The sequence below is a fragment of the Pseudomonas sp. Irchel s3f7 genome (genome assembly GCF_900187615.1).
Lineage (GTDB): Bacteria > Pseudomonadota > Gammaproteobacteria > Pseudomonadales > Pseudomonadaceae > Aquipseudomonas.
The window spans coordinates 127,913-151,237 of sequence record NZ_FYDO01000016.1; the positions used below are offsets into that span (position 1 = coordinate 127,913).

The window sequence follows — 23,325 nt, forward strand, 5'->3', positions numbered from 1 at the left end:
AGCAGGCTCGCCGGCGATGAGTCCCTCAAACCTTGCGGTCTCCTGATGGACGCCATCGCTGGCAAGCCAGCGCCTACAAGGGCACCGCTTTGTTCCAACGTTTCAACATCAATGCCTTTACGGCTGATTGTTAGCGTAGTGCTCTTTTACAAATGCTGTCCGTGGCGCGCCATGATGTGCCGCACCACGCTGTAGTCCTGGAGCGAGTCGCTGGACAGGTCTTTGCCGTAGCCGGAGCGTTTCAAACCGCCGTGGGGCATTTCGCTGACCAGCATGAAATGGCTGTTGATCCAGGTGCAGCCGTACTGCAACCGGGCAGCGACCTGCATGGCCTTGTCGAGGTTCTGGGTCCAGACCGACGAGGCCAGGCCGTATTCCGAATCGTTGGCCCAATCCACCGCTTGTTCGAGTTGATCGAAACGGGTCACGGTAACCACCGGCCCGAACACTTCGCGCTGGACGATTTCATCGTTCTGTTTGCAGCCTGCGAGCAAGGTCGGCTGGTAATAGAAGCCAGCGCCGGAATGCACGGCGGCGCCGGTTACCCGTTCAATGTGCGGCTGGCCGAGGGCGCGTTCGACGAAACTGGCCACGCGGTCGCGCTGGCGGGTGCTGATCAGCGGGCCGATTTCATTGTCGGCATCGCGTTTGCCGGCAAAGCGCAGGCTGCTGACGGCTGCGCCGAGTTCGGCCACCAATCGGTCATGAATCCCGGCCTGGGCGTAGATTCGGCAGGCGGCGGTGCAGTCCTGGCCAGCGTTGTAGTAGCCGTAGGCGCGCACGCCTTCGACCACGGCTTGAATGTCGGCATCGTTGCAGACAATCACCGGGGCCTTGCCGCCGAGTTCGAGGTGGGTGCGCTTGAGCGTTTTCGAAGCGGCTTGGAGGATTTTCTGGCCGGTGACGATATCGCCGGTCAGCGACACCATGCGCACTTTAGGGTGGCTGACCAAATGGCTGCCGACGCCTTCACCGCCACCACAAATGATGTTGATCACACCGCGCGGCAGGATCTCGGCCAGCGCCGGCGCCAGGGCCAGGATCGACAGCGGCGTGTGTTCCGACGGCTTGAACACCAACGTATTGCCGGCGGCGAGGGCCGGGGCGATTTTCCACGCGGCCATCATGATCGGGTAGTTCCATGGCGCAATCGACGCCACGACCCCGATGGGATCGCGCCGGACCATGCTGGTGTAGCCAGGCATGTATTCACCGCTGAGCTGGCCAGTCTGGCAACGCACGGCACCGGCAAAGAAACGGAACACATCAACCGTAGCGCTCAGGTCATCCTGACGGGCCAGGTGCAGCGGCTTGCCACAGTTCATGGATTCGAGGCGAGCGAGCAGGTCGGCGTTTTTTTCGATGGCGTTGGCGATGTCCAGCAACAGGTTCGAGCGTTGCTGCGGCGTGGTCCGTGACCAACCGGTGAAGGCGCGGTGGGCGGCGAGGATGGCCGCTTCGACTTGTTCGGTGCTGGCTTCGGCGATCTGTGTCAGGACTTCCCCGGTGGCGGGGTTGAGAATCGGCTCGACGCAGCCTTGTCCGGCGACTAATTCACCATCGATCAACAATGCGGTGAACAACGGGGTCTGCGCGCCAGCCATTTTTCGGGTTCTCTTTTCTTGTGTGGCCATGCTGCTCCCTGTGACTGGGGCTGGCCGTCTTATATAGATGTAACAAGACTAGTGCGCGGCCCCGAGGTCGACAAATACTAAATACTGAAGGTGGCGTTCGATTAAATAGATGGCTTGCGTTTGCCGTGGGGTTGTTCACGCGCGACGGTGAGAAACGGATCCACCAACGCCGGGCGGGCGGTGCCGCGACGCCACGCCAAGCCGATATCGAGGGTCTGGTTCAGGTCGGCAATCGGCCGCGCTTCAATGATGTCGCCTTCCAGCGACCAAGGGCGGTAAGTCATGTCGGGCTGGATCGATACGCCCAAGCCGGCAGCCACCAGGCTTCGCACCGCTTCGGTCGAGGCGGTGCGCAGCGTGATGCGCGGCTGCAACGACGCGGCGGACCACATGCGTTGTGCGTTGCGGTCCATTTCATCGACGTTCAGCTGGATCAACGGCTCGCGAACCACGTCGGCGAGGTTGATGCTGTCGTGTTCCAGCAACGGATGCTGGGCCGGCAGCCACAAGCGATGGGGCGAATGAGTCAGCACCTCGGTCTGCAAGGCGTGGCGATCTTCGAGGTTGGAGAGGATCAGCACGCCGACATCAATCTCGCCGCTGACCAACAAATGCTCGATGTAGGGGCGCTCGTCTTCCATCACGCGAATTTCAACGTTGGGGTAGGCGCGCTGAAAACGGGTGAGCAAGTCCGCCAGGTAATAACCGGCCACCAGGCTGGTCACGCCGATGATCAACTGCCCGGCAACCTGGTCGGTACTCTGTTGCAGGCTGCGCTTGGCGTTATCCACCGTGGCCAGAATCAGGTGTGCCTGGCGCAGGAATTGATGGCCCTGATGGGTCAGCGTCATGCCCTTGGCGTGACGGCTGAACAGGCTGACGCCGATTTCTTCTTCCAGCTGCTGGATCGCCAGGGTCAATGTCGACTGGGAGATGAATGCCGTTTGTGCGGCAGCCGAGATCGAGCCGGTCTCGGCAACGGCGATGAAGTGGCGGATTTGACGCAGGGTCATCATGGAGAGGGTACCCGGTGGGCTGTTTTTATCGATTTGTTACAGTGTATATCGATAATTCTGAAGGAGGATTCAACCTGTCAGCGTTGACGCGCTGTCGAGCAACATCTGGAAGCACTCTCGCTGGCAGTTTTCGGGCACTTTCGATCTAGTCTGGTGGCCTGAAGGACCGGTTAAACCTTTTTATGGAGGCGCAAATGATCACCCGTGGATTGCTCGAGCAGTTACTCAAGTCTGGCCAGGACATGTTGCAAAACAAGGCCGGCAGCGTGCAGAACAAGGGGGCGAGCAGTAGCTCTGGTGGCCTTGGCAGTTTGCTTACCGGTGCCAGCGGCGGTGCATTGGCGGCGGGGGCAATGGGGTTGCTGCTGGGTAACAAGAAGGCCCGCAAGGTGGGTGGCAAGGTGGCGGTCTATGGCGGCCTCGCGGCGTTGGGCGTGATCGCCTACAAGGCTTACGGTAACTGGCAGGCCCAGCAAGGCACTGCACCGAAGACCGAACCGCAAACCCTTGACCGGTTGCCGATGGCCGAGGTCGAGCAGCACAGTCAGGCGATTCTCAAGGCGCTGGTGGCCGCGGCCAAGGCCGACGGGCATATCGATGCGCGTGAGCGCGAGCTGATCGAAGGCGCGTTCACCAAACTGGATAACGATCAGGAACTGCAACACTGGCTGCACGCCGAGCTCAACAAACCGCTGGACCCCAGCGATGTCGCCCGCGCTGCCAGGACCCCGGAAATGGCCGCCGAGATGTACATCGCCAGTGTGATGCTGGTGGATGAAGAGAGCTTCATGGAGAAATCCTATCTCGACGAGCTGGCACGGCAGCTCAAGCTGGAGCCGGGGCTGAAGGCCGAGCTGGAGAAGCAGGTTCGCCAGGCTTCGATGTAAGTTGTTTGCTTAAAAGATCGCAGCCTTCGGCAGCTCCTAAGGGATCCGCGTCATCCGAAGGCTGCGATCTTTTGCTTTGAGCCGGCCAATTCACGGCCCGTTTCTGCCGAATCGCCACTGGCGTGCCAGGCTTTTTCAGCGGGATGAGAAGCAGCGCGCAACCGTCTTATAAATGAAACACCGCCCTCGGCTATACTCCTCGCATTTCGAAATCGCCCCGAGGACTGACTGTGAAGAACTGGACGTTGCGCCAACGCATTTTGGCGAGCTTTGCGGTAATTATCGCCATCATGCTTCTGATGGTCGTCGTCTCGTATTCGCGGTTGTTGAAAATTGAAGCCGGCGAGGAACGCGTGCGTGACGACGCGATTCCCGGGGTGTATCACAGCTCCATGATCCGCAGTGCCTGGGTCGACAGTTACCTGCTGACTCAGGAGTTGCTTGGCCTCAAGAAGGGGCAGGGCATCAACGCCGAGGATGCGGCGGACTTCAAGGCATTTGAAACGCGTCTACAAGAGCAGATCGCCAACTACCGCAGTACGGTCACCACCGATGAGGACAAGACCGAGTTCGCGCTCTTCGAGCAGGACGTGCTGGACTTCAACAAGATTCAGGCCGCTGTCCTCGATCTGCACCAGCGCAACCAGGGCGATCAGGCAATTGAACTGTTCGAAACAAGGCTGACGCCTGCCTGGACAAAGGGGCGCATGAAACTCAACGATATTATTCGCGAGAACAAAGTCGTCGCCGACAACGCAATGAATGCCATTGATGACGCGGTGGCGGCGGCGAAAATCAGCATGGGTGTTTCCCTGCTGGTGGCGGTATTGGCCGCCGCGCTTTGTGGTCTGTTGTTGATGCGCGCGATCATGGCGCCGATGAATCGCATCGTGACTATCCTCGAAATCATGCGTACCGGCGACCTCAGCGGTCGTCTGAACCTGGAGCGCAAGGACGAGTTCGGCGCGGTGGAAACCGGCTTCAACGACATGATGACCGAGCTCACGTCCCTGGTGTCCCAGGCCCAGCGCTCGTCGGTGCAGGTCACCACGTCCGTCACCGAGATTGCTGCCACCTCCAAGCAACAACAGGCCACTGCCACCGAAACCGCGGCGACCACCACCGAGATCGGTGCGACCTCCCGTGAAATCGCCGCCACCTCCCGCGATCTGGTGCGCACCATGACCGAAGTGTCCACCGCCGCCGATCAGGCTTCGGTGGCCGCCGGTTCCGGCCAGCAAGGGCTGGCGCGCATGGAAGAAACCATGCATTCGGTGATGGGCGCGGCCGATCTGGTCAACGCCAAACTGGCGATCCTCAATGAGAAGGCCGGCAACATCAATCAGGTGGTCGTGACCATCGTCAAGGTGGCCGACCAGACCAACCTGTTGTCGCTCAACGCCGCCATCGAAGCTGAAAAGGCCGGTGAATACGGGCGTGGCTTTGCCGTGGTTGCCACGGAAGTGCGGCGTCTGGCGGACCAGACGGCTGTCGCCACGTACGACATCGAGCAGATGGTGCGCGAGATTCAGTCGGCGGTTTCGGCCGGGGTCATGGGCATGGACAAGTTCTCCGAAGAAGTGCGTCGCGGCATGTCAGAAGTGCAGCAGGTCGGCGAGCAGCTGTCGCAGATCATTCATCAGGTGCAGGCGCTGGCGCCGCGCGTGCTGATGGTCAACGAAGGCATGCAGGCCCAGGCCACCGGTGCCGAACAGATCAATCACGCGCTGGTGCAATTGGGTGATGCCAGCAGCCAGACGGTCGAGTCCTTGCGTCAGGCCAGCTTCGCCATCGATGAGCTGAGTCAGGTGGCCGTCGGGCTGCGCAGCGGCGTTTCGCGATTCAAAGTCTGATGAGCGAAATCACGGCTAAACGTCCTGCTGTGAAGCAGGCGTTGCACGCGTTGTTCCTGGTGTTTCGCATCGGTAGCGAACGGTATGCCCTGAAGGCCATCGAGGTGGCGGAAGTGTTGCCGTGTCTGCCGTTGAAACCGATTCCCCATACACCCGACTGGGTCGCCGGGGTGTTCGCCTATCGTGGGGCGGTGGTGCCGGTGATCGACCTGAGCGCGCTGACCTTTGGTAGGCCTGCCCTGGCACGCACCAGCACGCGACTGGTGTTGGTCAATTACCGTCCCGATGAGACCGCTGAAGCACAATTGCTCGGGCTGATTCTGGAGCAAGCCACCGACACCCTGCGTTGCGATCCGGCGGACTTTCAACCCTACGGCCTGGACAATCGCCAGACGCCTTACCTGGGGCCGGTTCGCAAGGACGAGCAAGGCTTGCTGCAATGGGTGCGGGTCGCCGATTTGCTGGACGATCAGGTTCGCGCGCTGCTGTTCCCGTCGCCGCCGTTGGACCTGGCGCTGCTTGAGGGACGGTCATGAGTAGTGATCAGCGGTTTTTCGACTTCCTCAAGGAGCGCATCGGCCTCGACGTGACGTCGGTGGGGCCGGCCATCATTGAGCGCGCCGTACGCCAGCGCAGTCAGGCTGCGCAAGCGCAGACAGTCGATGAATACTGGCTCACGTTGCAGGGATCGCGTGACGAACAGCACGCGTTGATCGAAGCGGTGATCGTCCCGGAAACCTGGTTCTTTCGTTACCCGGAATCCTTCGCTACCCTGGCCAAACTGGCGAGCAAACGCCTGGTCGAGATCAACAACTTGCGCGCACTGCGGATTCTCAGCCTGCCGTGTTCCACTGGTGAAGAGCCGTATTCGATTGCCATGGCACTGCTCGATGCCGGGCTCAAGCCGCACCAGTTCAAAGTTGACGGCATGGATGTGAGCCCGTTGTCGGTGGAAAAAGCCAGGCGGGCGGTGTATGGGAGAAACTCCTTTCGCGGTCAGGATATCGAGTTTCGTGATCGCCATTTCAGCGCCGAAGGTGAGGGCTACCGCCTCAATCAACGGGTACTCGAACAAGTGCGTTTGCAGGTCGGCAATTTGCTGGACCCGGTCTTGCTCGCCAATGAGCCGGCGTTTGATTTCGTGTTCTGCCGCAACCTGATGATCTATTTCGATCAAACGACGCAGAAGCAGGTATTCGAGGTGCTCAAGCGCCTGACCCACGTCGACGGTGTGCTGTTTATCGGGCCGGCCGAGGGCGGTCTGCTGGGGCGTTTTGGTATGCGTTCGATGGGTATCGCGCAGTCCTTTGCTTTCAGTCGGCAAGGGGCGCCGGAGCCATTGCCGCTGCCGACGTTGGTTCCCGCGCCGTTACCGGTGCCATCGGTGCCGCGCAGTCGCCCCTCGACCGTGGTGCGCAACCGTCCGTTTGCCAGCGCCGAACCCGCGGTTTTTGCGCCAAAAACGTCGGTCTCCGACACCGTCGCATTGCTGGCGAACATCGGAGCCCTGGCCAACGAAGGCAAAAGTGCCGAAGCGCGAGCCGCCTGTGAACGCTATTTGCGCAGCCATGAACCCGTGGCCCAGGTGTTCTGCTGGTTGGGGCTGCTCAGCGATGTGGCCGGCAATGCCTTCGAAGCCCAGGGGTTTTACCGCAAGGCGTTGTACCTCGAACCGCAACATCCCGAAGCGTTGATGCACCTGGCGGCGTTGCTGCAAGCCCAGGGCGACACGGCGGGTGCCAGACGATTGCAGGAGCGTGCCGCCCGCAGCACACGCGCCGCCGACAGTGAGCGTAAACGATGATTGTCTCCGACACCTTTAGCGTCAGCCGGGATGCCCAGGCCATCGACGACTGCTGGAACCGCATCGGTATCCATGGGGACACGTCTTGCCCGCTATTGAGCGAGCATATCCATTGCCGCAACTGCGCGGTGTATTCGGCGGCGGCGACGCGTTTGCTGGATCGTTATGCGTTGCAGCAGGAAGATCGCGGGCACGTGTCCGTCGCGCTCGAGAGTGAGGTCAAAACTCGGTCGCTGTTGATGTTCCGCCTCGGCGAAGAATGGCTCGGACTGGCCACGCGCAGTCTGGTGGAGGTGGCGCCGCTGCAAGCGATTCATTCCTTGCCCCACCAGCGTTCCCGGGCCTTGCTCGGCGTGGCGAATGTGCGCGGTGCGCTGGTGGCGTGTCTGTCGTTGGTGGATTTGCTCGGGCTCGAAGACGCCGGCAGCGTGGCAACCGGTGCGCGAGTCATGCCGCGCATGTTGATCATCGCGGCTCACGGCGGGCCGGTCGTGGTGCCGGTGGACGAAGTTGACGGGATTCACGCCATTGATGAGCGCATCCTTGATGCCGCGTCGCAGTCGGGGACCCAGGCCAGTGCCAAGTACACCCGGGGCGTGTTGCCATTCAAAGGTCGCAGCCTGCGCTGGCTGGATGAAGAACAGCTACTGTCCGCCGTGACCCGGAGCCTCACATGACCCCCGACCAAATGCGTGACGCCTCTTTGCTGGAGCTGTTCAGCCTGGAGGCCGAAGCCCAGACCCAGGTGCTGAGCACCGGCCTGCTGGCACTGGAACGCGATCCGACCCAGGCCGATCACCTTGAGTCGTGCATGCGCGCGGCGCACTCGCTCAAGGGCGCGGCACGAATTGTCGGCGTCGATGCGGGCGTCAGCGTCGCTCATGTGATGGAGGACTGCCTGGTCAGTGCCCAGGAAGGGCGTCTGCTGCTGAGTCCCGAACACATTGATGCGTTGCTGCAAGGCACCGATTTGCTGATGCGCATCGCCACGCCGAACAACAATCCGGCGTCGTTGAACATCGACGCCTACGTGGCGTTGATGGCGCGGCTGCTGGACCCGGCAGCCCCGCTGGCGGTCGCCGCTTCGGTGGTGGCCGAGTTACAGCTCGAGGCGCCCGCGCCCACGATCGAAGCCCCGGCGCCGGACGTAGAACCCGCGCCAGCGCCTGCACCGCGCAAAACCAAGCGCGCCACCGAAAACGGCGAACGGGTCCTGCGTGTCACGGCCGAGCGCCTTAACAGCTTGCTCGATTTGTCGAGCAAGTCCCTGGTGGAAACCCTGCGGCTCAAACCGCACCTGGCAACCATGCAGCGGCTCAAGCGCATGCAGAGCAACGGCCTGCGCGCGCTGGAGAATCTCAACGTGCACCTCAAGGATCACGCCTTGAGTCTGGAAGCACGGGAATCGCTCGAAGATGCGCGGCGGTTGCTGGCGGAATCCCAGCAATTGCTGGTGGCGAAAAATGCCGAACTCGATGAGTTCGCCTGGCAGGCCAGTCAGCGCGCGCAGGTGTTATATGACACGGCACTGGCCTGTCGCATGCGGCCGTTCGCCGATGTGTTGACCGGGCAAGCGCGCATGGTCCGCGATCTGGGACGCGACTTGGGCAAGCAAGTGCGGCTGGAGATCGAGGGCGAGAAAACCCAGGTCGATCGCGACGTGCTGGAAAAGCTCGAAGCGCCGCTGACCCATTTGCTGCGCAACGCAGTCGATCACGGCATCGAAACCCCGGAACAACGCCTGCTGGCGGGCAAACCGGCGGAAGGCGTGATCCGTTTGCGTGCCTCCCATCAGGCCGGCCTGTTGGTGCTGGAATTGAGCGATGACGGCAATGGCGTCGATCTGGAAAAGGTCCGTCGCAGCATCGTTGAACGCAATCTCTCACCGTCTGAAACGGCCGCTCAGTTAAGTGAAGACGAGCTGCTGACGTTCCTGTTCCTGCCGGGCTTCAGCCTGCGCGACACCGTTACGGAAGTCTCCGGGCGCGGCGTCGGGCTGGACGCGGTGCAACACATGGTCCGCCAGTTGCGCGGCGCGGTGGAGCTGGAACAAACGGCGGGCGAGGGCAGCCGTTTTCATCTCGAGGTACCGCTGACCTTGTCGGTGGTGCGCAGCCTGGTGGTGGAAGTCGGCGCTGAGGCTTACGCCTTCCCGTTGGCTCACATCGAACGCATGTGCGACCTGGAACCCTCGGACATCGTGCAGGTCGAGGGGCGTCAGCATTTCTGGCATGAAGGCCGGCATGTCGGCCTCGTGGCGGCCAGCCAATTGTTGCAGCGTCCGGCGAGCCAGAGCGACCAGCAAACCCTGAAAGTCGTGGTGATTCGCGAGCGCGATGCGATCTACGGCGTGGCGGTCGAGCGCTTTATCGGCGAGCGGACCTTGGTGGTGCTGCCACTGGATGAGCGTTTGGGCAAGGTGCAGGACATTTCTGCCGGAGCCTTGCTCGATGACGGTTCGGTGGTGCTGATCGTCGACGTCGAAGACATGCTGCGCTCGGTGGACAAACTGCTCAATACCGGGCGCCTGGAGCGCATTGCGCGTCACAGCAGTCAGGTGGTCGAAGCGGCTCGCAAACGGATTCTGGTGGTCGACGATTCCCTGACCGTGCGAGAGTTGCAACGCAAGCTCTTGCTCAATCGCGGCTACGATGTGGCCGTCGCGGTGGACGGCATGGATGGCTGGAACGCCCTGCGTTCGGAGGCATTCGATCTGTTGATCACGGACATTGATATGCCGCGCATGGACGGCATCGAGCTGGTCACGTTGCTGCGTCGGGATACGCGTCTGCAATCGCTGCCGGTGATGGTGGTGTCCTACAAGGATCGCGAGGAAGATCGCCGTCGTGGACTGGATGCCGGAGCCGACTATTATTTGGCCAAGGCCAGTTTTCATGATGACGCCTTGCTCGATGCAGTCGTCGAGCTCATTGGAGGAGCAAGGGCATGAGGATTGCAATCGTCAACGATATGCCCATGGCGGTAGAGGCCTTGCGCCGCGCCCTGGCGTTCGAGCCGTCGCATCAGGTGGTCTGGGTGGCGGGCAATGGCAGCGAAGCGGTTCACTTGTGCGCGCAGGACACGCCGGACCTGATCCTGATGGACCTGATCATGCCGGTGATGGATGGCGTCGAGGCAACCCGCCGGATCATGGAGGAAAGCCCCTGCGCCATCGTCATCGTCACCGTGGATCGTCAACAGAACGTGCACCGCGTCTTCGAAGCCATGGGCCATGGCGCGCTGGATGTGGTCGACACCCCGGCCCTCGGCGCAGGCAATGCCCAGGAAGCCGCCGCGCCGTTGTTGCGTAAAATCATCAACATCGGCTGGTTGATCGGCGAGAAAGGCAACCGGCCGAATCAAGCTCCGGCCCCGTTACGCAGTACGGGGTCGTGCCAAAGCCTGATCGCCATCGGCTCGTCCGCTGGCGGGCCGGCCGCGTTGGAAGTCCTGCTCAAGGGGCTGCCGCGCCACTTTTCACCGGCCATTGTGCTGGTGCAGCACGTTGATCAGGTATTCGCCGCCGGCATGGCTGAATGGCTCGGCAGCACCAGTGGCCTTGATGTGCGCCTGGCCCAGGAAGGTGAGCCGCCGCAAAGCGGCACGGTGTTGCTGGCCGGCACCAATCACCATATTCGCTTGTTGAAAAACGGCACGCTGGCGTATACCGCTGAACCGGTCGATGAAATCTATCGGCCCTCCATCGACGTTTTCTTCGAGAGCGTGGCCAATTACTGGAATGGTGATGCCGTTGGTGTTTTGCTCACCGGCATGGGGCGTGATGGCGCTCAGGGGCTTAAACTCATGCGCCAACAGGGTTACCTGACCATCGCACAAGACCAGAACAGCAGTGCGGTGTATGGCATGCCGAAAGCGGCTGCGGCCATCGACGCTGCGGCAGAGATTCGTCCGCTGAACAAGATAGCGCCACGATTGCTGGAGATATTTACTAAATGAATGGTTTTTTCAGCAGTCCTGGCCCAGGCAGTATTCAGGTGAACGCCCATGAATGATTTACAGCTCGACGACTTCAAGACCGACGAAAACGCGGCCATGGTGTTGCTGGTAGACGATCAGGCCATGATCGGCGAAGCCGTGCGCCGCGGGTTGGCGAACGAAGAGAATATCGACTTCCACTTCTGCGCCGACCCGCACCAGGCCATCGCCCACGCGGTGCGCATCAAGCCGACAGTGATCCTGCAGGACCTGGTCATGCCCGGCCTTGACGGCCTGAGCCTGGTGCGCGAGTACCGCAATCATCCGGCGACCAAGGACATCCCGATCATTGTGCTGTCGACCAAAGAAGACCCGCTGATCAAGAGCGCGGCGTTCGCGGCCGGGGCCAACGATTATCTGGTCAAGCTGCCGGACAACATTGAACTGGTCGCGCGCATCCGCTATCACTCGCGTTCCTACATGACGCTGTTGCAGCGTGACGCGGCTTATCGTGCACTGCGCGTCAGTCAGCAGCAGTTGCTCGACACCAACCTGGTGCTGCAACGCCTGATGAACTCCGATGGCTTGACCGGGCTGTCGAACCGTCGTCATTTCGATGAATACATGGAACTGGAATGGCGCCGTTCGCTGCGTGAGCAGAGCCAATTGTCGTTGCTGATGATCGATGTCGACTACTTCAAAGCCTACAACGACAGCTTCGGCCACCTGGAAGGCGATGAAGCCCTGCGCAAGGTGGCGGCGGCGATCAAGGACGCCGGCTCCCGGCCTTCCGACCTGCCGGCCCGCTACGGCGGCGAAGAGTTCTCGCTGGTGCTGCCCAACACCTCGCCAGGTGGCGCGCGACTGGTGGCGGAAAAGCTGCGCCAGACCGTCGCAGCCCTGAAAATTCCGCACAACTCGCCTGGCGAAGGTTCGAGCCTGACCGTCAGCATCGGCCTGTCGACGATTATCCCCAAAGCGGGCAGCAACTGCCGTGAGCTGATCTCGGCGGCGGACAAGGGGCTGTATTCGGCAAAGAAAAACGGGCGTAATCAGGTGGGTGTGGCGTGACGGTACAACGCTCCGTAGTGCATTAGCGGCTGCGGAGCCCGCGAGAGTGCGTCCGAAGACAAAGTCCTCGCAAACCCTGTGCATGGAGTTTGACTAAAGAGGCTTGTCGCATAGTTCACGAGGTTTGTTGTACGGATAGTCGTTCAACAAAATTAATTATTGCTATGTATAAGAATGCTGGCGAGTTTACTTTCGACGTTCAGAAAATAATCGTGTCAGCTTTTAATAAAGGCTTAGGAGGGCAGCATCCCGTTCAATAAAAGTGAAAGGGAGCGCCGCAATAAGTGTTCTTACTCAAAATCTTCTTTGGGCATCTGACAGTCTGGGCATAACCAGTCTTCGGGCAGATCGTTCCAGGGCGTGCCAGGTGGTATTCCATTCTCAGGGTCGCCTAGAGCGGGATCATATTCATAGCCACAAACAGTGCACCGCATTATTTTTTCTTTGCTTAACATGATTTTTCCCGAGGGTAGATTAAAGTGTGATAGTAGCGATCAAGCCTGTTGCTCCTAAGATGAAGCCAATTAGAGCGCCTCTTTCGGGTAGTTCCTTTAGCATTGCGTATATCACAATTGGTTCAAGAATCAGAAGGAGTGTCAACGATGCAACGGTAACTATCCATATGTTTCCAGTTGCTTGATATCCTAGCCAGTACGCGAAAATTAGACTGATGCCAGCAATGCTGATAAGTACTATAGGTTTTACGAATATTAAAGGGGTGTCCAATGAGCGGTCGGGGAGTTTGGAGGCGTATACTTCACTGTAAATTGTAAGTATTTCGCCGAAAACCATAAGTATCAAGGAGGCTGCCATGTAGTAGTGGTTTCTCATTTTTAACCTTTGGTTAGTATGGATAAAATGTCTTCTACTACAGGGGCTCCGACTTCGCTTGAATTGAGCAAAAAGTGAGGGCCGTCGTGATCAAAAAGAAATGTGTTTTGATAGGGTGTATTTTCGAGTTTGGCAATGCTGTGAAGTATGTCTTCGGCTTTGTGTAAATTTGAAGGGTGGTTGTATTTCAGTATTTTTATTGCATTCCCGAAGTGTATGGCTTCGTCCGCAATCAGGTTTTTAATCCATGTGCCAAAATTTTGGTGCCCGAACTCGTTGTAGAAAGTGTCTTTTTTGTATGTTTTGACTGAGGTGTATTCATCGTAAGCAAATAGAAGTAGGAGGTTGAATTCGCTTGTCAATATTTCTTGTAGTTGGTCAAAATTACCGGTTCTTGTTTTTAGCTGATCTATAAGCTCCTCCTCGGTTGAATCAAATAAAAGGCGGATGAGTTCAAGAAAACCGTCGGAATGATTTTTTTCATCTGCAAACCATAAATCGAGATACTGGACGAAGTGCGGAGAGAATTCTGCTCTCCGCAGGTGTAAGTGATGATAAAGATTGATGGCGTCATACTCTGCGAACAAATCTGCCATAAAGAATTTTTTGTACTTTAGGTCGATTCCCGGGTTTGTCCATTCGCTACCAGATATCTCACTGAAAAGTGCTCTTGAACTCCAGTGTCTTTTTGTAAGGAAGGATGGGGTCATTTTTTTTCTCCTGTAGTGCGGGCTATGCGTTTATTTTTTTTATGATGGTAGGGATTATGAAGTCTTTTATCTCTTGTTTTTTAATGGGGAAGTCTGGTGTGTTATGGTCCAGAACAAATGTTCCAGAATAATTTGGTTTCTCGAAATCTATAGCGAAAATTTCTTCCAAGATTGAAGCGGTTTCATTAATCCTCTCGGGGAATAGTTCCTTGGCTTTTTCGATAAACGAAAAGAAGTGATCGATTTCATCTTTTTTTGTTTTTCTGATCCAGGCTGAAAGTTGTGGTGAGTCGAACTCGTCGTATTTTTCTATGCTGCGGTGATAGACGTGTGTGGTTATGATTTCGTCGTAGGCCAGCATGATGAGGAGCTTGAAGGTGTCATCAATTATTGGGCTGATTACACTGAAGTCATGGTTTCTAACTTCAGCCTCCAGAGTAACTTGATCCAAGGGGATGCCTGTGAATGATGAGTAGATCAGAGCAAATCCATAGGCGTGGTCAATTTCGTCCCTGAGCCAAGGGTTTAGAACCCCTACTAGTGACGGAAAGTAAGTCGGATATTTGGTTTTTAAATGCCAATAAAGTCGCCGTGCATCGTACTCAGTAATGATTGAGTCGAATAATATTTCCTTCCATTCAGTTTGCTCGATATTACTTAGTTTTGTATCAGGGAATCGGAAGTTTTTCAGCAGCACGGCAGCGTCCGGGGTCGAACGGTGGGGGAATCTGGGTTCTTTTGTGTTCATGGTGTTTGGCTTCCATTGGATTATCAGTTTTTTGGGTACACCCTGAAACTATGAAATTGCAGAGTGTCGCTGCAGCTTGGGCGCCAGTCAGTTTCCTGGATGATTATTGGCTGCCAATACGGCTCTACGAAGTCGTAGATATATTCCCAGTCTAGATTTTCGGACTCCAGAACCCCAGATTCTGAATTTTGCTCGGCCCACTTCATGCCGGCAACGATGCTTGATGTGACTTGTAGGCTCGTTGCACTATTATGTTTTGCCATTTTCCTTGCCTTGCCTATTGAAAGATTAGAGCCGAGCCAAAGTGATTTGTATTTTTTGCTGATCAGGAAAATACCTAGTTCGTCAATGCCGGAAACGATATCGTCTTTCATTACTTCCTTTGATTCGATCTGGTCTTCATTCCCGCTGCAAAGTAAATGCATTGAATCTACTGTTTGGTCGCAAGGGTGATATGCGTAGTATACGGTTGGTCGATATTTGGGTGTTGATGGGGTGTCTAAAGTTAAGTATTCGGCGATTGATAGCGACTCATTGTGGGTTAATAGGTATGCATTAAATTCTAAATAATTGGGAGACCAGCTTTTTACGATGACGTTTCGGCCTTGTTCGATCAGTTCGAGTGAGTATTCGTTGTTCTTGGCGTTCTGTGGGACGTCTACTTCGTGAGATCCCCAGCCCAGTTCCGCCGGTTGCAAGCACTCTGTAATCAGTCCGTCCACAGACCAAGTGCAGATAAAACTTTTTGGTGCGCGCTTTTTGGACGAGATTTGTGTGTCACGCTCTGATATTTGTATGACCTGTAATTCTAGGTGTTCTGATAGTTTGGCCCACTCGGATTGTGTTTTCGGTTGATCAGGTATTCCATTTTTTTGTGCCATTTCAAGCATTGCTTTTTTTAGGAGTATAGATATAAAGCCAGGGTTTGCTCCGTGCCCAACAATTGCTGTTGTTGTGCTGGTTTGGGTTTGCGCATATTGCTTCAGATTTTCCCTTAGAGAGTGATTGCTTTTTAAGTGGTTGTTGTTGTGGTTTGCGTAGTCCCAAGGCTCTATGCATGTGTCTAAATACAATGTGTTGAATCGCTGGGTTAGATTTATCAGCGCTAAGCTGGAAACAGATACCGCCAGATTTAAGAGAAAGCTGTTGTTGTTTAATAATGGTGACAAAATACTGTGGAAGTTGTTTGGGGTTATCAGATTATTAATTAATATTGCGGAATACTCGCTCGCGATATTTTTTCGAGTGGCGTCGATTTCTTTGTCGAAAATGATGATTTCCGAATCGTAATTTTCTGAAAGTAGCGGTAGCAAAGCCTGGGCGATACTTCCAAAGCCTACAATTATTATTCTGTCGATTTTTTTCATGGTAGTCCTTTGGTTAATGAGTTGGGTTGACTTATCCATGTTTTGTGGTGGTGCTGTAGCTTGCTTGGGTTTCTGAGGGTTAAGGTTTTCGGTGATGGTGCTAGTAAGTTTTTAGAAATTTTTTGTGTTGCATAGTTATAGGGAAGGCGGATGCATTGCGCAATTGCCAATTAAGTAGGATTGGTCCGTTATTGTTGAAGTTGTTTTCCTACAGATCGGTCGAGATCTTAATCTTGTTGTTGATTAGTGCTCTGAGAGATGTTTAAGGCATCATTGCTCAAGAGCGAGTTGTTTTTAGCCATGGCAGTTGCGTGAGCCATTAAAGGCACCCTACTGGGAGTCGAGTCGGTCAAGGGCGTTGCCGACCTTTAACCCTTTCCATCAACCGCGGCGTAACGGTCAGCCGGCTGATGTAGCCCAGACCATTCCGTTTTTGGTATCGAATCAGCCTTCGGGGGATCATCAGTACTGTACTGACAGTCGACAGCGGCATCACTGAAAGACGTGAGCAGGGTGAGGGCAGCGTTCATGGTTGGTGCGAGGCAGGAATAACAGAAACCATTCGCCGGTAAACCAGCCATGCGGGCTGCCGGGATCGTGTGATTACGGTATACTCGCCGGCTTTCAAAAGTTCGCCAACGAGTGCTGCCCGTCATGGAAATCAACCCGATCCTGAACACCATCAAGGACCTGTCCGAGCGCTCCGAAACTATTCGGGGGTATCTTTGACTACGATCAAAAGCATGAGCGTCTGACCGAAGTCAATCGCGAGCTTGAAGATCCGAGTGTCTGGAACAAACCTGAATACGCCCAGGAACTGGGCCGCGAGCGCGCTGCGCTGGCGCAGATCGTCGATACCCTCGACGAACTGAACACCGGTCTGGCCGATTGCCGCGACCTGCTGGACATGGCCGTCGAAGAAAACGACGAAGGCGCAGTGGGCGATGTCGTCGCCGAGCTGGCCCGTCTCGAGGAAAACCTCGCCAAGCTGGAATTCCGGCGCATGTTCAGCCATGAAATGGACCCGAACAACGCCTACCTGGACATCCAGGCCGGTTCCGGCGGCACCGAAGCCCAGGACTGGGCCAACATCCTGTTGCGCATGTACCTGCGCTGGGCCGACAAACGCGGTTTCGAAGCGACCATCATGGAGCTGTCGGCCGGTGAAGTCGCCGGGATCAAAGGTGCCACCGTGCACATCAAGGGCGAATACGCCTTTGGCTGGCTGCGGACCGAGATCGGCGTCCACCGTCTGGTGCGCAAGAGCCCGTTTGACTCCGGCAACCGTCGCCACACCTCGTTCAGCGCAGTGTTTGTCTCGCCAGAGATCGATGACAAGGTGGAAATCGAAATCAACCCGGCAGACTTGCGGATCGACACCTATCGTTCCTCGGGTGCCGGTGGTCAGCACGTAAACACCACCGACTCGGCCGTACGTATCACCCACGTACCGACCAACACCGTGGTCAGCTGCCAGAACGAACGTTCCCAGCACGCCAACAAGGACACCGCCATGAAAATGCTGCGGGCCAAGTTGTACGAGCAGGAAATGCAGAAGCGCAACGCGGCGTCCCAGGCGCTGGAAGACACCAAGTCGGATATCGGCTGGGGTCATCAGATCCGCTCTTATGTACTCGATGCCTCGCGCATCAAGGATCTGCGCACTAACATCGAACGCAGCGACTGCGACAAGGTGCTCGACGGCGACATCGACGAATACCTGGAAGCCAGCCTGAAATCCGGGCTGTAAGTTACTGACACACCGCGATCCCCTGTAGGAGCCGGCTTGCCGGCGATCCCCGGCCGCAGGCCGGGGACAACGAACCAGATGGAATATTTAAAGACATGAGCGACCAAGAACTCGACCCGCAAGCCCTGCAACAGGAAGAAAACTCCCTGATCGCCCTGCGCAAGGAAAAGCTTGCTGCCGAGCGTGCCAAGGGCAATGCCTTCCCGAACGACTTCCGCCGCGACAACTACTGCGATGCGCTGCAGAAACAGTACGCGGACAAGACCAAGGAAGAGCTGGCAGAGGCTGCAATTCCGGTCAAGGTTGCCGGTCGCATCATGCTCAACCGTGGCTCGTTCATGGTGATCCAGGACATGACCGGTCGTATCCAGGTCTACGTCAACCGCAAGACCCTGTCCGAAGAAACCCTGGCCGCGGTGAAAACCTGGGACATGGGCGACATCATTGCCGCCGAAGGCACCCTGGCCCGTTCCGGCAAGGGCGACCTGTACGTCGAAATGACCAACGTGCGCCTGCTGACCAAATCCCTGCGCCCGCTGCCGGACAAGCACCACGGCCTGACCGACACCGAACAACGCTACCGCCAGCGTTACGTTGACCTGATCGTCAACGAAGACGTGCGCCAGACGTTCCGCGTGCGTTCGCAAGTCATCGCCCACATCCGCAGCTTCCTGATGCAGCGTGACTTCCTGGAAGTGGAAACGCCGATGCTGCAAACCATTCCGGGCGGCGCGGCAGCCAAGCCGTTCGAAACCCACCACAACGCCTTGGACATGGGCATGTTCCTGCGTATCGCGCCGGAGCTGTACCTCAAGCGCCTGGTGGTTGGCGGCTTCGAGAAAGTGTTCGAGATCAACCGCAACTTCCGTAACGAAGGCGTCTCGACCCGTCACAACCCTGAATTCACCATGTTGGAGTTCTACCAGGCTTACGCCGACTACGAAGACAACATGGACCTGACCGAAGAACTGTTCCGCGAACTGGCGCAGCTGGTTCTAGGCAGCACCGACGTGCCTTACGGCGACAAGGTGTTCCACTTCGGTGAGCCGTTCGTGCGTCTGTCGGTGTTCGACTCGATCCTCAAGTACAACCCTGAGCTGACCGCTGACGACCTGAATGACATCGACAAGGCTCGTGCCATCGCCAAGAAGGCCGGCGCCAAGGTGCTGGGCTTCGAAGGTCTGGGCAAGCTGCAGGTGATGATTTTCGAAGAGCTGGTCGAGCACAAGCTGGAACAGCCGCACTTCATTACCCAGTACCCGTTCGAAGTGTCGCCGCTGGCCCGTCGCAACGACGACAACCCGAACGTCACCGACCGCTTCGAGTTGTTCATCGGTGGCCGCGAAATCGCCAACGCCTACTCCGAGTTGAACGACGCGGAAGACCAGGCCGAGCGCTTCATGGCTCAAGTGGCCGACAAGGACGCCGGTGACGACGAAGCCATGCACTACGACGCCGACTTCGTTCGTGCGCTGGAGTACGGCATGCCGCCAACGGCGGGTGAAGGCATCGGTATCGACCGTCTGGTGATGCTGCTGACCAACTCCCCGTCGATCCGCGACGTGATCCTGTTCCCGCACATGCGACCGCAAGCGTAAGTGTTTCAATTAAAAAGCCGCCTGAAATGGGCGGCTTTTTATTGCCTGTCTGGTACAAACGTATCAATTGGTTACTTTTGAAGTGAGAGGATTCCTGTCGTGAACGGTGCAATGGCTCAAGAAGGTGCAGCGGATATCGCCACTGCGGTCGCTGAAAGTGTTCAGTACCAGGGTCGCAAGGCCAGCCGACAGGGCAGTGAACAGCGGCGACAGGACATTCTCGACGCCGCCATGCGCATCGTCGTGCGCGATGGCGTGCGCGCCGTGCGGCACCGTGCAGTGGCCGCCGAGGCGCAAGTGCCGTTGTCGGCGACCACCTACTATTTCAAGGATATCGATGACCTGCTCACCGATACCTTCGCGCAATACGTGGAACGCAGCGCCGCCTACATGGCCAAGCTGTGGGTGAACAACGAAGGCCTGCTGCGCGACATGATCGCCAGTGGCGATGGCAGCCCGCAGGCTCGTTCAACGCTGGCGGACGACATTGCGCGGCTGATGACGGACTATGTTCACCGGCAACTGATCACACGCCGAGAGCATTTGATGGTCGAACAGGCGTTCCGTCAGGAAGCGCTGTTGAACCCGCGCCTGGCTGAGTTGGTGCGCTCGCATCAGCAAATTCTGTTGCAGGGATCCTGCCAGCTTTTCCAGGTCTTGGGCTCGCATGAGCCGCAACAAGATGCCAAAGTGTTGACGGCCATAATCGGACGGATGGAATATCAGGGCCTGCTCAACGACGCCGATCCGGTCGCCGAAGAGGAAATGCTCGGCAATCTGACGCGGTACATGCATCTGGTGTTGGCGTCAGTCTGATCCCCTGCAAAAGCGGTATGTGTTCAAAGGGAGTGTTGAATGAAAGCCTGGCGTGTCGTTGTGATCGCCTTGTCGTTCCTGTTGCTCAGTGGCTGTCTGGTGACCTTCAAGGAGCCGCTGCCCACGAGCGACCCCGCGCCCAAAGGATTGCTCGGCAAATGGACCAGCACCAGCGCCTGGGGCGAACCCGTCAATCTGGAACTGACGCGCATCGCTGACAACCGCTATCAGGCCGTCAGCTATTTCAAGGCCAAACCCAAGGAGCGTGAAGCCTATCCCTTCACGGTCTCGCACCATGGCAGCCGCTGCTACCTGTCGGCGAAGGTGCCGGCGCAGTTCGGCGGGCATTTCATCATTGGCGGCTTTGAATTGACCGACAAGCGTGAGCTGGTGCTGTACAACCTCGACCTCGAACAGATCAACCAGGCGCTGAAGCAAAATGCCCTGAGCGGCGAAGCGTTTCAGACTGAGGACGGCGCAGGCGTGTTGATCAACAGCCCCATGGATAAAGTCGCCGCTTACCTCGACGACCCGGCCAATTCCGACGTGTTCATCGAGGCGGTGCGCTATCAGCGCCAGGCCAAGGCCAAATAACCAGCACACAACAGGTACTTACAGGAGTTTCGGGTGGACGATTACCAGCAGTCGATACGCATATTGTCCGATCGCATTGTGCTGGCGCAGACGCCCATTCGCGTCCTTGATGCGGTCAAGTGGGACGACAGCATTCGCCAGGGATTCCTCAAGGCCAAGGGCAAGGAAATGCCAGCGGTCGATCGCGACTATTACCTCAACCGGCCGCTGGCGTTCGACTCCAGCAAGGTGAAGCTGGAATTCCAGAACATCGAGCGCGATATCACCCGCCAGCTCGGTCAGTTCAACCCGGTCGGCCAGATCATGCGACGCATGTGCAAGGAATACCGCATGGTGATCCGCATGCTCGAAGCGCGCGGCACCGAGGACTTCGGCCTGATCTCCCAAGAGTTGTACGGCGCCGCGTCCGACGCGTTCCATGCCGGCGACCCGACCCTGTCCGACCTGGGCCTGATGCTCTCCGATTACCTGAATAACATCGACGGCCGTGGCGACCTCAAGGATGAGCCCAAGACGCTGACCGCCAAGGAAGCGGTCGAGATGCTCCAGCATCGGTTGAACAAGGTGTTTGGCGAGGCCGAGGAAACCATTCGGGTGTTCGAGTCTGACGGCATCGTCGCGGATGCCGCGGCGGGCGCCGACTACATCAAGATCCGTTCCGATGCGATGTTCAACAACCGTGATGTGCGCGCCCTGGAAGTCCACGAAGGGCTGGTGCACGTCGGCACCACGCTCAATGGTTTGAACCAGCCGATCTGCACCTTCCTGGCTAAAGGTCCGCCCTCGTCGACGGTGACCCAGGAAGGCCTGGCGATCCTGATGGAAATCATCACCTTCGCCTCTTACCCGAGCCGTCTGCGCAAATTGACTAACCGCACCCGCGCGATTCACATGGTGGAGGAGGGGGCCGACTTCCTGCAGGTGTTCGAGTTCTTCCGCGAGCAAGGTTTCGAAATGCCCGAGAGCTACAGCAACACCAGCCGCGTTTTCCGTGGTTCGGTGCCGACAGGTCTGCCATTTACCAAAGACTTGTCCTACCTCAAGGGCTTCATCATGATTTACAACTACATTCAGCTGGCCGTGCGCAAAGGCAAGCTGGAGCAGATCCCGCTGCTGTTCTGCGGCAAGACCACGCTGGAAGATATGCGCACCTTGCGCCAGTTGGTGGACGAAGGCCTTGTGGTACCGCCCAAGTACCTGCCGGAACAGTTCCGCGACATGAACGCGCTGTCGGCGTGGATGTGCTTCTCGAACTTCCTCAACCACCTGAGCCTGGACCGGATCGAAGCGGATTATTCAAATATCCTGTAATCCTGGCGACCTTCCCTGTAGGAGCTGGCTTGCCAGCGAATGCGTCATATCAGACAACAACCATGTTGCATGTTGAACCGCTTTCGCTGGCAAGCCAGCTCCTACAGGGGATGCATTCCAATCCCGTTATCTGCGAGGTTTCACCGGATGAGAATCCTCGGCACCCTCTGCCTTCTCCTGACCTTGAGCGGTTGCAGTTCGCTGCTGTTTTACCCCGAACCCGGCCAATTGTTCACCCCGGAAAAAGCCGGGCTCGAATACCGAGTCATCACCCTGACCACTGCCGACGGCCTCAAGCTGAACGCCTGGTGGCTGCCGGCGAAACAAGGTGTCGAGGTCAAAGGCACGGTGCTGCACCTGCATGGCAATGGCGGAAACCTGCCCATGCACCTGGGCGGAAGCTATTGGTTGCCGAAAGAGGGTTACCAGGTGTTGCTGGTGGACTACCGCGGTTATGGCTTGTCCGAAGGCGAGCCGAGCCTGCCCGCGATCTATCAAGACATCGACGCGGCCTTCAAATGGCTCGACCAGGCGCCGGAGGTCAAAGGCAAGCCGCTGATCCTGCTCGGCCAGAGCCTCGGTGGCTCAATGGCCGTGCATTACCTGGTCCAGCACCCGGAACGGCAGAAACAACTGAAGGCGTTTGTCCTTGATGGTGTGCCCGCCAGCTATCGAAGCATCGGGCAGTTTGCGTTGAGTACTTCATGGCTGACCTGGCCGTTCCAGGTGCCTTTGTCGTGGCTGGTGCCGGACGGCGACAGTGCGATCAACTCCATGGCGCAACTCAATGGCGTGCCGAAACTGCTCTACCACAGCATCGACGATCCGATCGTGCCTCTTTCCAACGGCATCCGTCTGTATCAAGCTGCGCCGCCGCCGAGGGTGTTGCAACTGACTCGCGGCGGGCATGTGCAGACGTTCGCCGACCCGGTCTGGCGCACTGTCATGCTGCGTTACCTTGAAGACCCGCAACATTTCAACGGTCTGCGCCGCCTGGGTGAAATCCCCAATTACCCGGCCCCCCCGAATTCTGAAAATGAACCACCAGAGAGCCCGCAATGAGTGAAGAACGTAACGCCATCCCGCTGATCATCACCGGTATCTGCACCATCCTCGGCACCGTCGGTGCCCTGTGGTGGTACGGCTACCTGCACTTTGCCAAGCCCGAAGATGCGCTGCTGCTCAACGAATTCACCATGCTCAAGACCGTGCCGGGCGAAGACTATCGAGTCTCCCTGGAACCGGCCGCCCAAGTGGCGCAGTGCATCGATGGCGTGCTGGTGTTGTTCGACATGGAACAGAAAGGCCTGACCGGCGTGCTGATCAACAACAAGAAAAAAGCCGTGCGCTGCATGGGGCAGGAAACGCCGCAGAAGCTGGAGCAGTAAATCAATTCCTG

Annotated in this window: 22 protein-coding genes; 15 read left to right on the plus strand and 7 right to left on the minus strand. The window is 57.4% G+C overall.

Annotated elements, in window-relative coordinates; all coding sequences use genetic code 11:
* Positions 1–146 precede the first annotated feature (146 nt).
* Together CKW19_RS15760 and CKW19_RS15765 are read right to left on the minus strand one after the other, a co-directional pair.
* Complete coding sequence (locus CKW19_RS15760) at positions 147–1,634, minus strand: gamma-aminobutyraldehyde dehydrogenase (RefSeq protein WP_095058673.1); 1,488 nt, start codon at positions 1,632–1,634, stop codon at positions 147–149.
* A 101-nt stretch (positions 1,635–1,735) separates the two neighbouring features.
* Positions 1,736–2,650: a LysR family transcriptional regulator gene (locus tag CKW19_RS15765; RefSeq protein ID WP_095058674.1), complete on the minus strand. Its 915-nt coding sequence runs from the start codon at positions 2,648–2,650 to the stop codon at positions 1,736–1,738.
* Between the two features lie 194 nt (positions 2,651–2,844).
* Here CKW19_RS15765 and CKW19_RS15770 point away from each other — a divergent pair, with 194 nt between their 5' ends.
* From CKW19_RS15770 to CKW19_RS15805, 8 genes are all read left to right on the plus strand, one after another.
* Positions 2,845–3,537, plus strand: a complete 693-nt coding sequence (locus CKW19_RS15770; protein WP_095058675.1) for a tellurite resistance TerB family protein — start codon at positions 2,845–2,847, stop codon at positions 3,535–3,537.
* Positions 3,538–3,767: 230 nt separating this feature from the next.
* The gene (locus tag CKW19_RS15775) at positions 3,768–5,390 is read left to right on the plus strand and encodes a methyl-accepting chemotaxis protein (protein ID WP_095058676.1); all 1,623 of its coding nucleotides are present in this window, start codon (positions 3,768–3,770) and stop codon (positions 5,388–5,390) included.
* A complete protein-coding gene (locus CKW19_RS15780; RefSeq protein WP_095058677.1) occupies positions 5,390–5,926 on the plus strand; it encodes a chemotaxis protein CheW in 537 nt (178 codons plus the stop codon). The genes CKW19_RS15775 and CKW19_RS15780 overlap by 1 nt, the downstream gene beginning before the upstream one ends.
* Positions 5,923–7,194: a protein-glutamate O-methyltransferase CheR gene (locus tag CKW19_RS15785; RefSeq protein ID WP_095058678.1), complete on the plus strand. Its 1,272-nt coding sequence runs from the start codon at positions 5,923–5,925 to the stop codon at positions 7,192–7,194. The genes CKW19_RS15780 and CKW19_RS15785 overlap by 4 nt, the downstream gene beginning before the upstream one ends.
* Complete coding sequence (locus CKW19_RS15790) at positions 7,191–7,871, plus strand: chemotaxis protein CheW (protein ID WP_095058679.1); 681 nt, start codon at positions 7,191–7,193, stop codon at positions 7,869–7,871. The genes CKW19_RS15785 and CKW19_RS15790 overlap by 4 nt, the downstream gene beginning before the upstream one ends.
* On the plus strand, positions 7,868–10,144 hold the full coding sequence (locus CKW19_RS15795; protein ID WP_095058680.1) for a hybrid sensor histidine kinase/response regulator: 2,277 nt from the start codon (positions 7,868–7,870) through the stop codon (positions 10,142–10,144). Before CKW19_RS15790 ends, CKW19_RS15795 begins: the two co-directional genes overlap by 4 nt.
* Positions 10,141–11,151 carry a chemotaxis response regulator protein-glutamate methylesterase gene (locus CKW19_RS15800; RefSeq protein ID WP_095058681.1) on the plus strand — a complete coding sequence of 337 codons (1,011 nt, stop codon included), beginning with the start codon at positions 10,141–10,143 and terminating at the stop codon, positions 11,149–11,151. Before CKW19_RS15795 ends, CKW19_RS15800 begins: the two co-directional genes overlap by 4 nt.
* Positions 11,152–11,199: 48 nt before the next feature.
* Entirely contained in the window at positions 11,200–12,201 is a 1,002-nt protein-coding gene (locus CKW19_RS15805; RefSeq protein ID WP_095058682.1) for a PleD family two-component system response regulator, read from the plus strand.
* A 290-nt stretch (positions 12,202–12,491) separates the two neighbouring features.
* On the opposite strand, the gene CKW19_RS15810 is transcribed toward CKW19_RS15805, so the two are convergent.
* The 5 genes from CKW19_RS15810 to CKW19_RS15830 are packed head-to-tail and all read right to left on the minus strand — an operon-like array spanning position 12,492 to position 15,857.
* Entirely contained in the window at positions 12,492–12,656 is a 165-nt protein-coding gene (locus tag CKW19_RS15810) for a rubredoxin (RefSeq protein WP_095058683.1), read from the minus strand.
* A 19-nt stretch (positions 12,657–12,675) separates the two neighbouring features.
* The gene (locus tag CKW19_RS29100) at positions 12,676–13,014 is read right to left on the minus strand and encodes a hypothetical protein (RefSeq protein ID WP_095058698.1); all 339 of its coding nucleotides are present in this window, start codon (positions 13,012–13,014) and stop codon (positions 12,676–12,678) included.
* A gap of 20 nt (positions 13,015–13,034) precedes the next feature.
* Positions 13,035–13,742, minus strand: a complete 708-nt coding sequence (locus tag CKW19_RS15820) for a hypothetical protein (RefSeq protein ID WP_256580345.1) — start codon at positions 13,740–13,742, stop codon at positions 13,035–13,037.
* Positions 13,743–13,764: 22 nt separating this feature from the next.
* Positions 13,765–14,490 carry a ferritin-like domain-containing protein gene (locus CKW19_RS15825; RefSeq protein WP_095058684.1) on the minus strand — a complete coding sequence of 242 codons (726 nt, stop codon included), beginning with the start codon at positions 14,488–14,490 and terminating at the stop codon, positions 13,765–13,767.
* A gap of 23 nt (positions 14,491–14,513) precedes the next feature.
* Positions 14,514–15,857 carry a saccharopine dehydrogenase C-terminal domain-containing protein gene (locus tag CKW19_RS15830; RefSeq protein WP_095058685.1) on the minus strand — a complete coding sequence of 448 codons (1,344 nt, stop codon included), beginning with the start codon at positions 15,855–15,857 and terminating at the stop codon, positions 14,514–14,516.
* Between the two features lie 654 nt (positions 15,858–16,511).
* Here CKW19_RS15830 and prfB point away from each other — a divergent pair.
* From prfB to CKW19_RS15865, 7 genes are all read left to right on the plus strand, one after another.
* Positions 16,512–17,607, plus strand: a protein-coding gene (gene prfB / locus CKW19_RS15835; protein ID WP_099493714.1) for a peptide chain release factor 2 whose coding sequence is annotated in 2 segments (ribosomal slippage) — positions 16,512–16,583 and positions 16,585–17,607 — 1,095 coding nt in all. Because the reading frame shifts where the segments join, the coding sequence is not laid out codon by codon here.
* 95 nt (positions 17,608–17,702) lie between these two features.
* Positions 17,703–19,205, plus strand: a complete 1,503-nt coding sequence (lysS, locus tag CKW19_RS15840; RefSeq protein WP_095058686.1) for a lysine--tRNA ligase — start codon at positions 17,703–17,705, stop codon at positions 19,203–19,205.
* Positions 19,206–19,316: 111 nt separating this feature from the next.
* A complete protein-coding gene (locus CKW19_RS15845; RefSeq protein WP_095058687.1) occupies positions 19,317–20,021 on the plus strand; it encodes a TetR family transcriptional regulator in 705 nt (234 codons plus the stop codon).
* 39 nt (positions 20,022–20,060) lie between these two features.
* On the plus strand, positions 20,061–20,615 hold the full coding sequence (locus CKW19_RS15850) for a hypothetical protein (protein ID WP_095058688.1): 555 nt from the start codon (positions 20,061–20,063) through the stop codon (positions 20,613–20,615).
* A gap of 33 nt (positions 20,616–20,648) precedes the next feature.
* On the plus strand, positions 20,649–21,926 hold the full coding sequence (locus CKW19_RS15855; protein ID WP_095058689.1) for a flavohemoglobin expression-modulating QEGLA motif protein: 1,278 nt from the start codon (positions 20,649–20,651) through the stop codon (positions 21,924–21,926).
* Positions 21,927–22,073: 147 nt separating this feature from the next.
* Complete coding sequence (locus tag CKW19_RS15860; RefSeq protein ID WP_095058690.1) at positions 22,074–22,988, plus strand: alpha/beta hydrolase; 915 nt, start codon at positions 22,074–22,076, stop codon at positions 22,986–22,988.
* The gene (locus CKW19_RS15865; RefSeq protein ID WP_095058691.1) at positions 22,985–23,314 is read left to right on the plus strand and encodes a hypothetical protein; all 330 of its coding nucleotides are present in this window, start codon (positions 22,985–22,987) and stop codon (positions 23,312–23,314) included. The genes CKW19_RS15860 and CKW19_RS15865 overlap by 4 nt, the downstream gene beginning before the upstream one ends.
* Positions 23,315–23,325 lie beyond the last annotated feature (11 nt).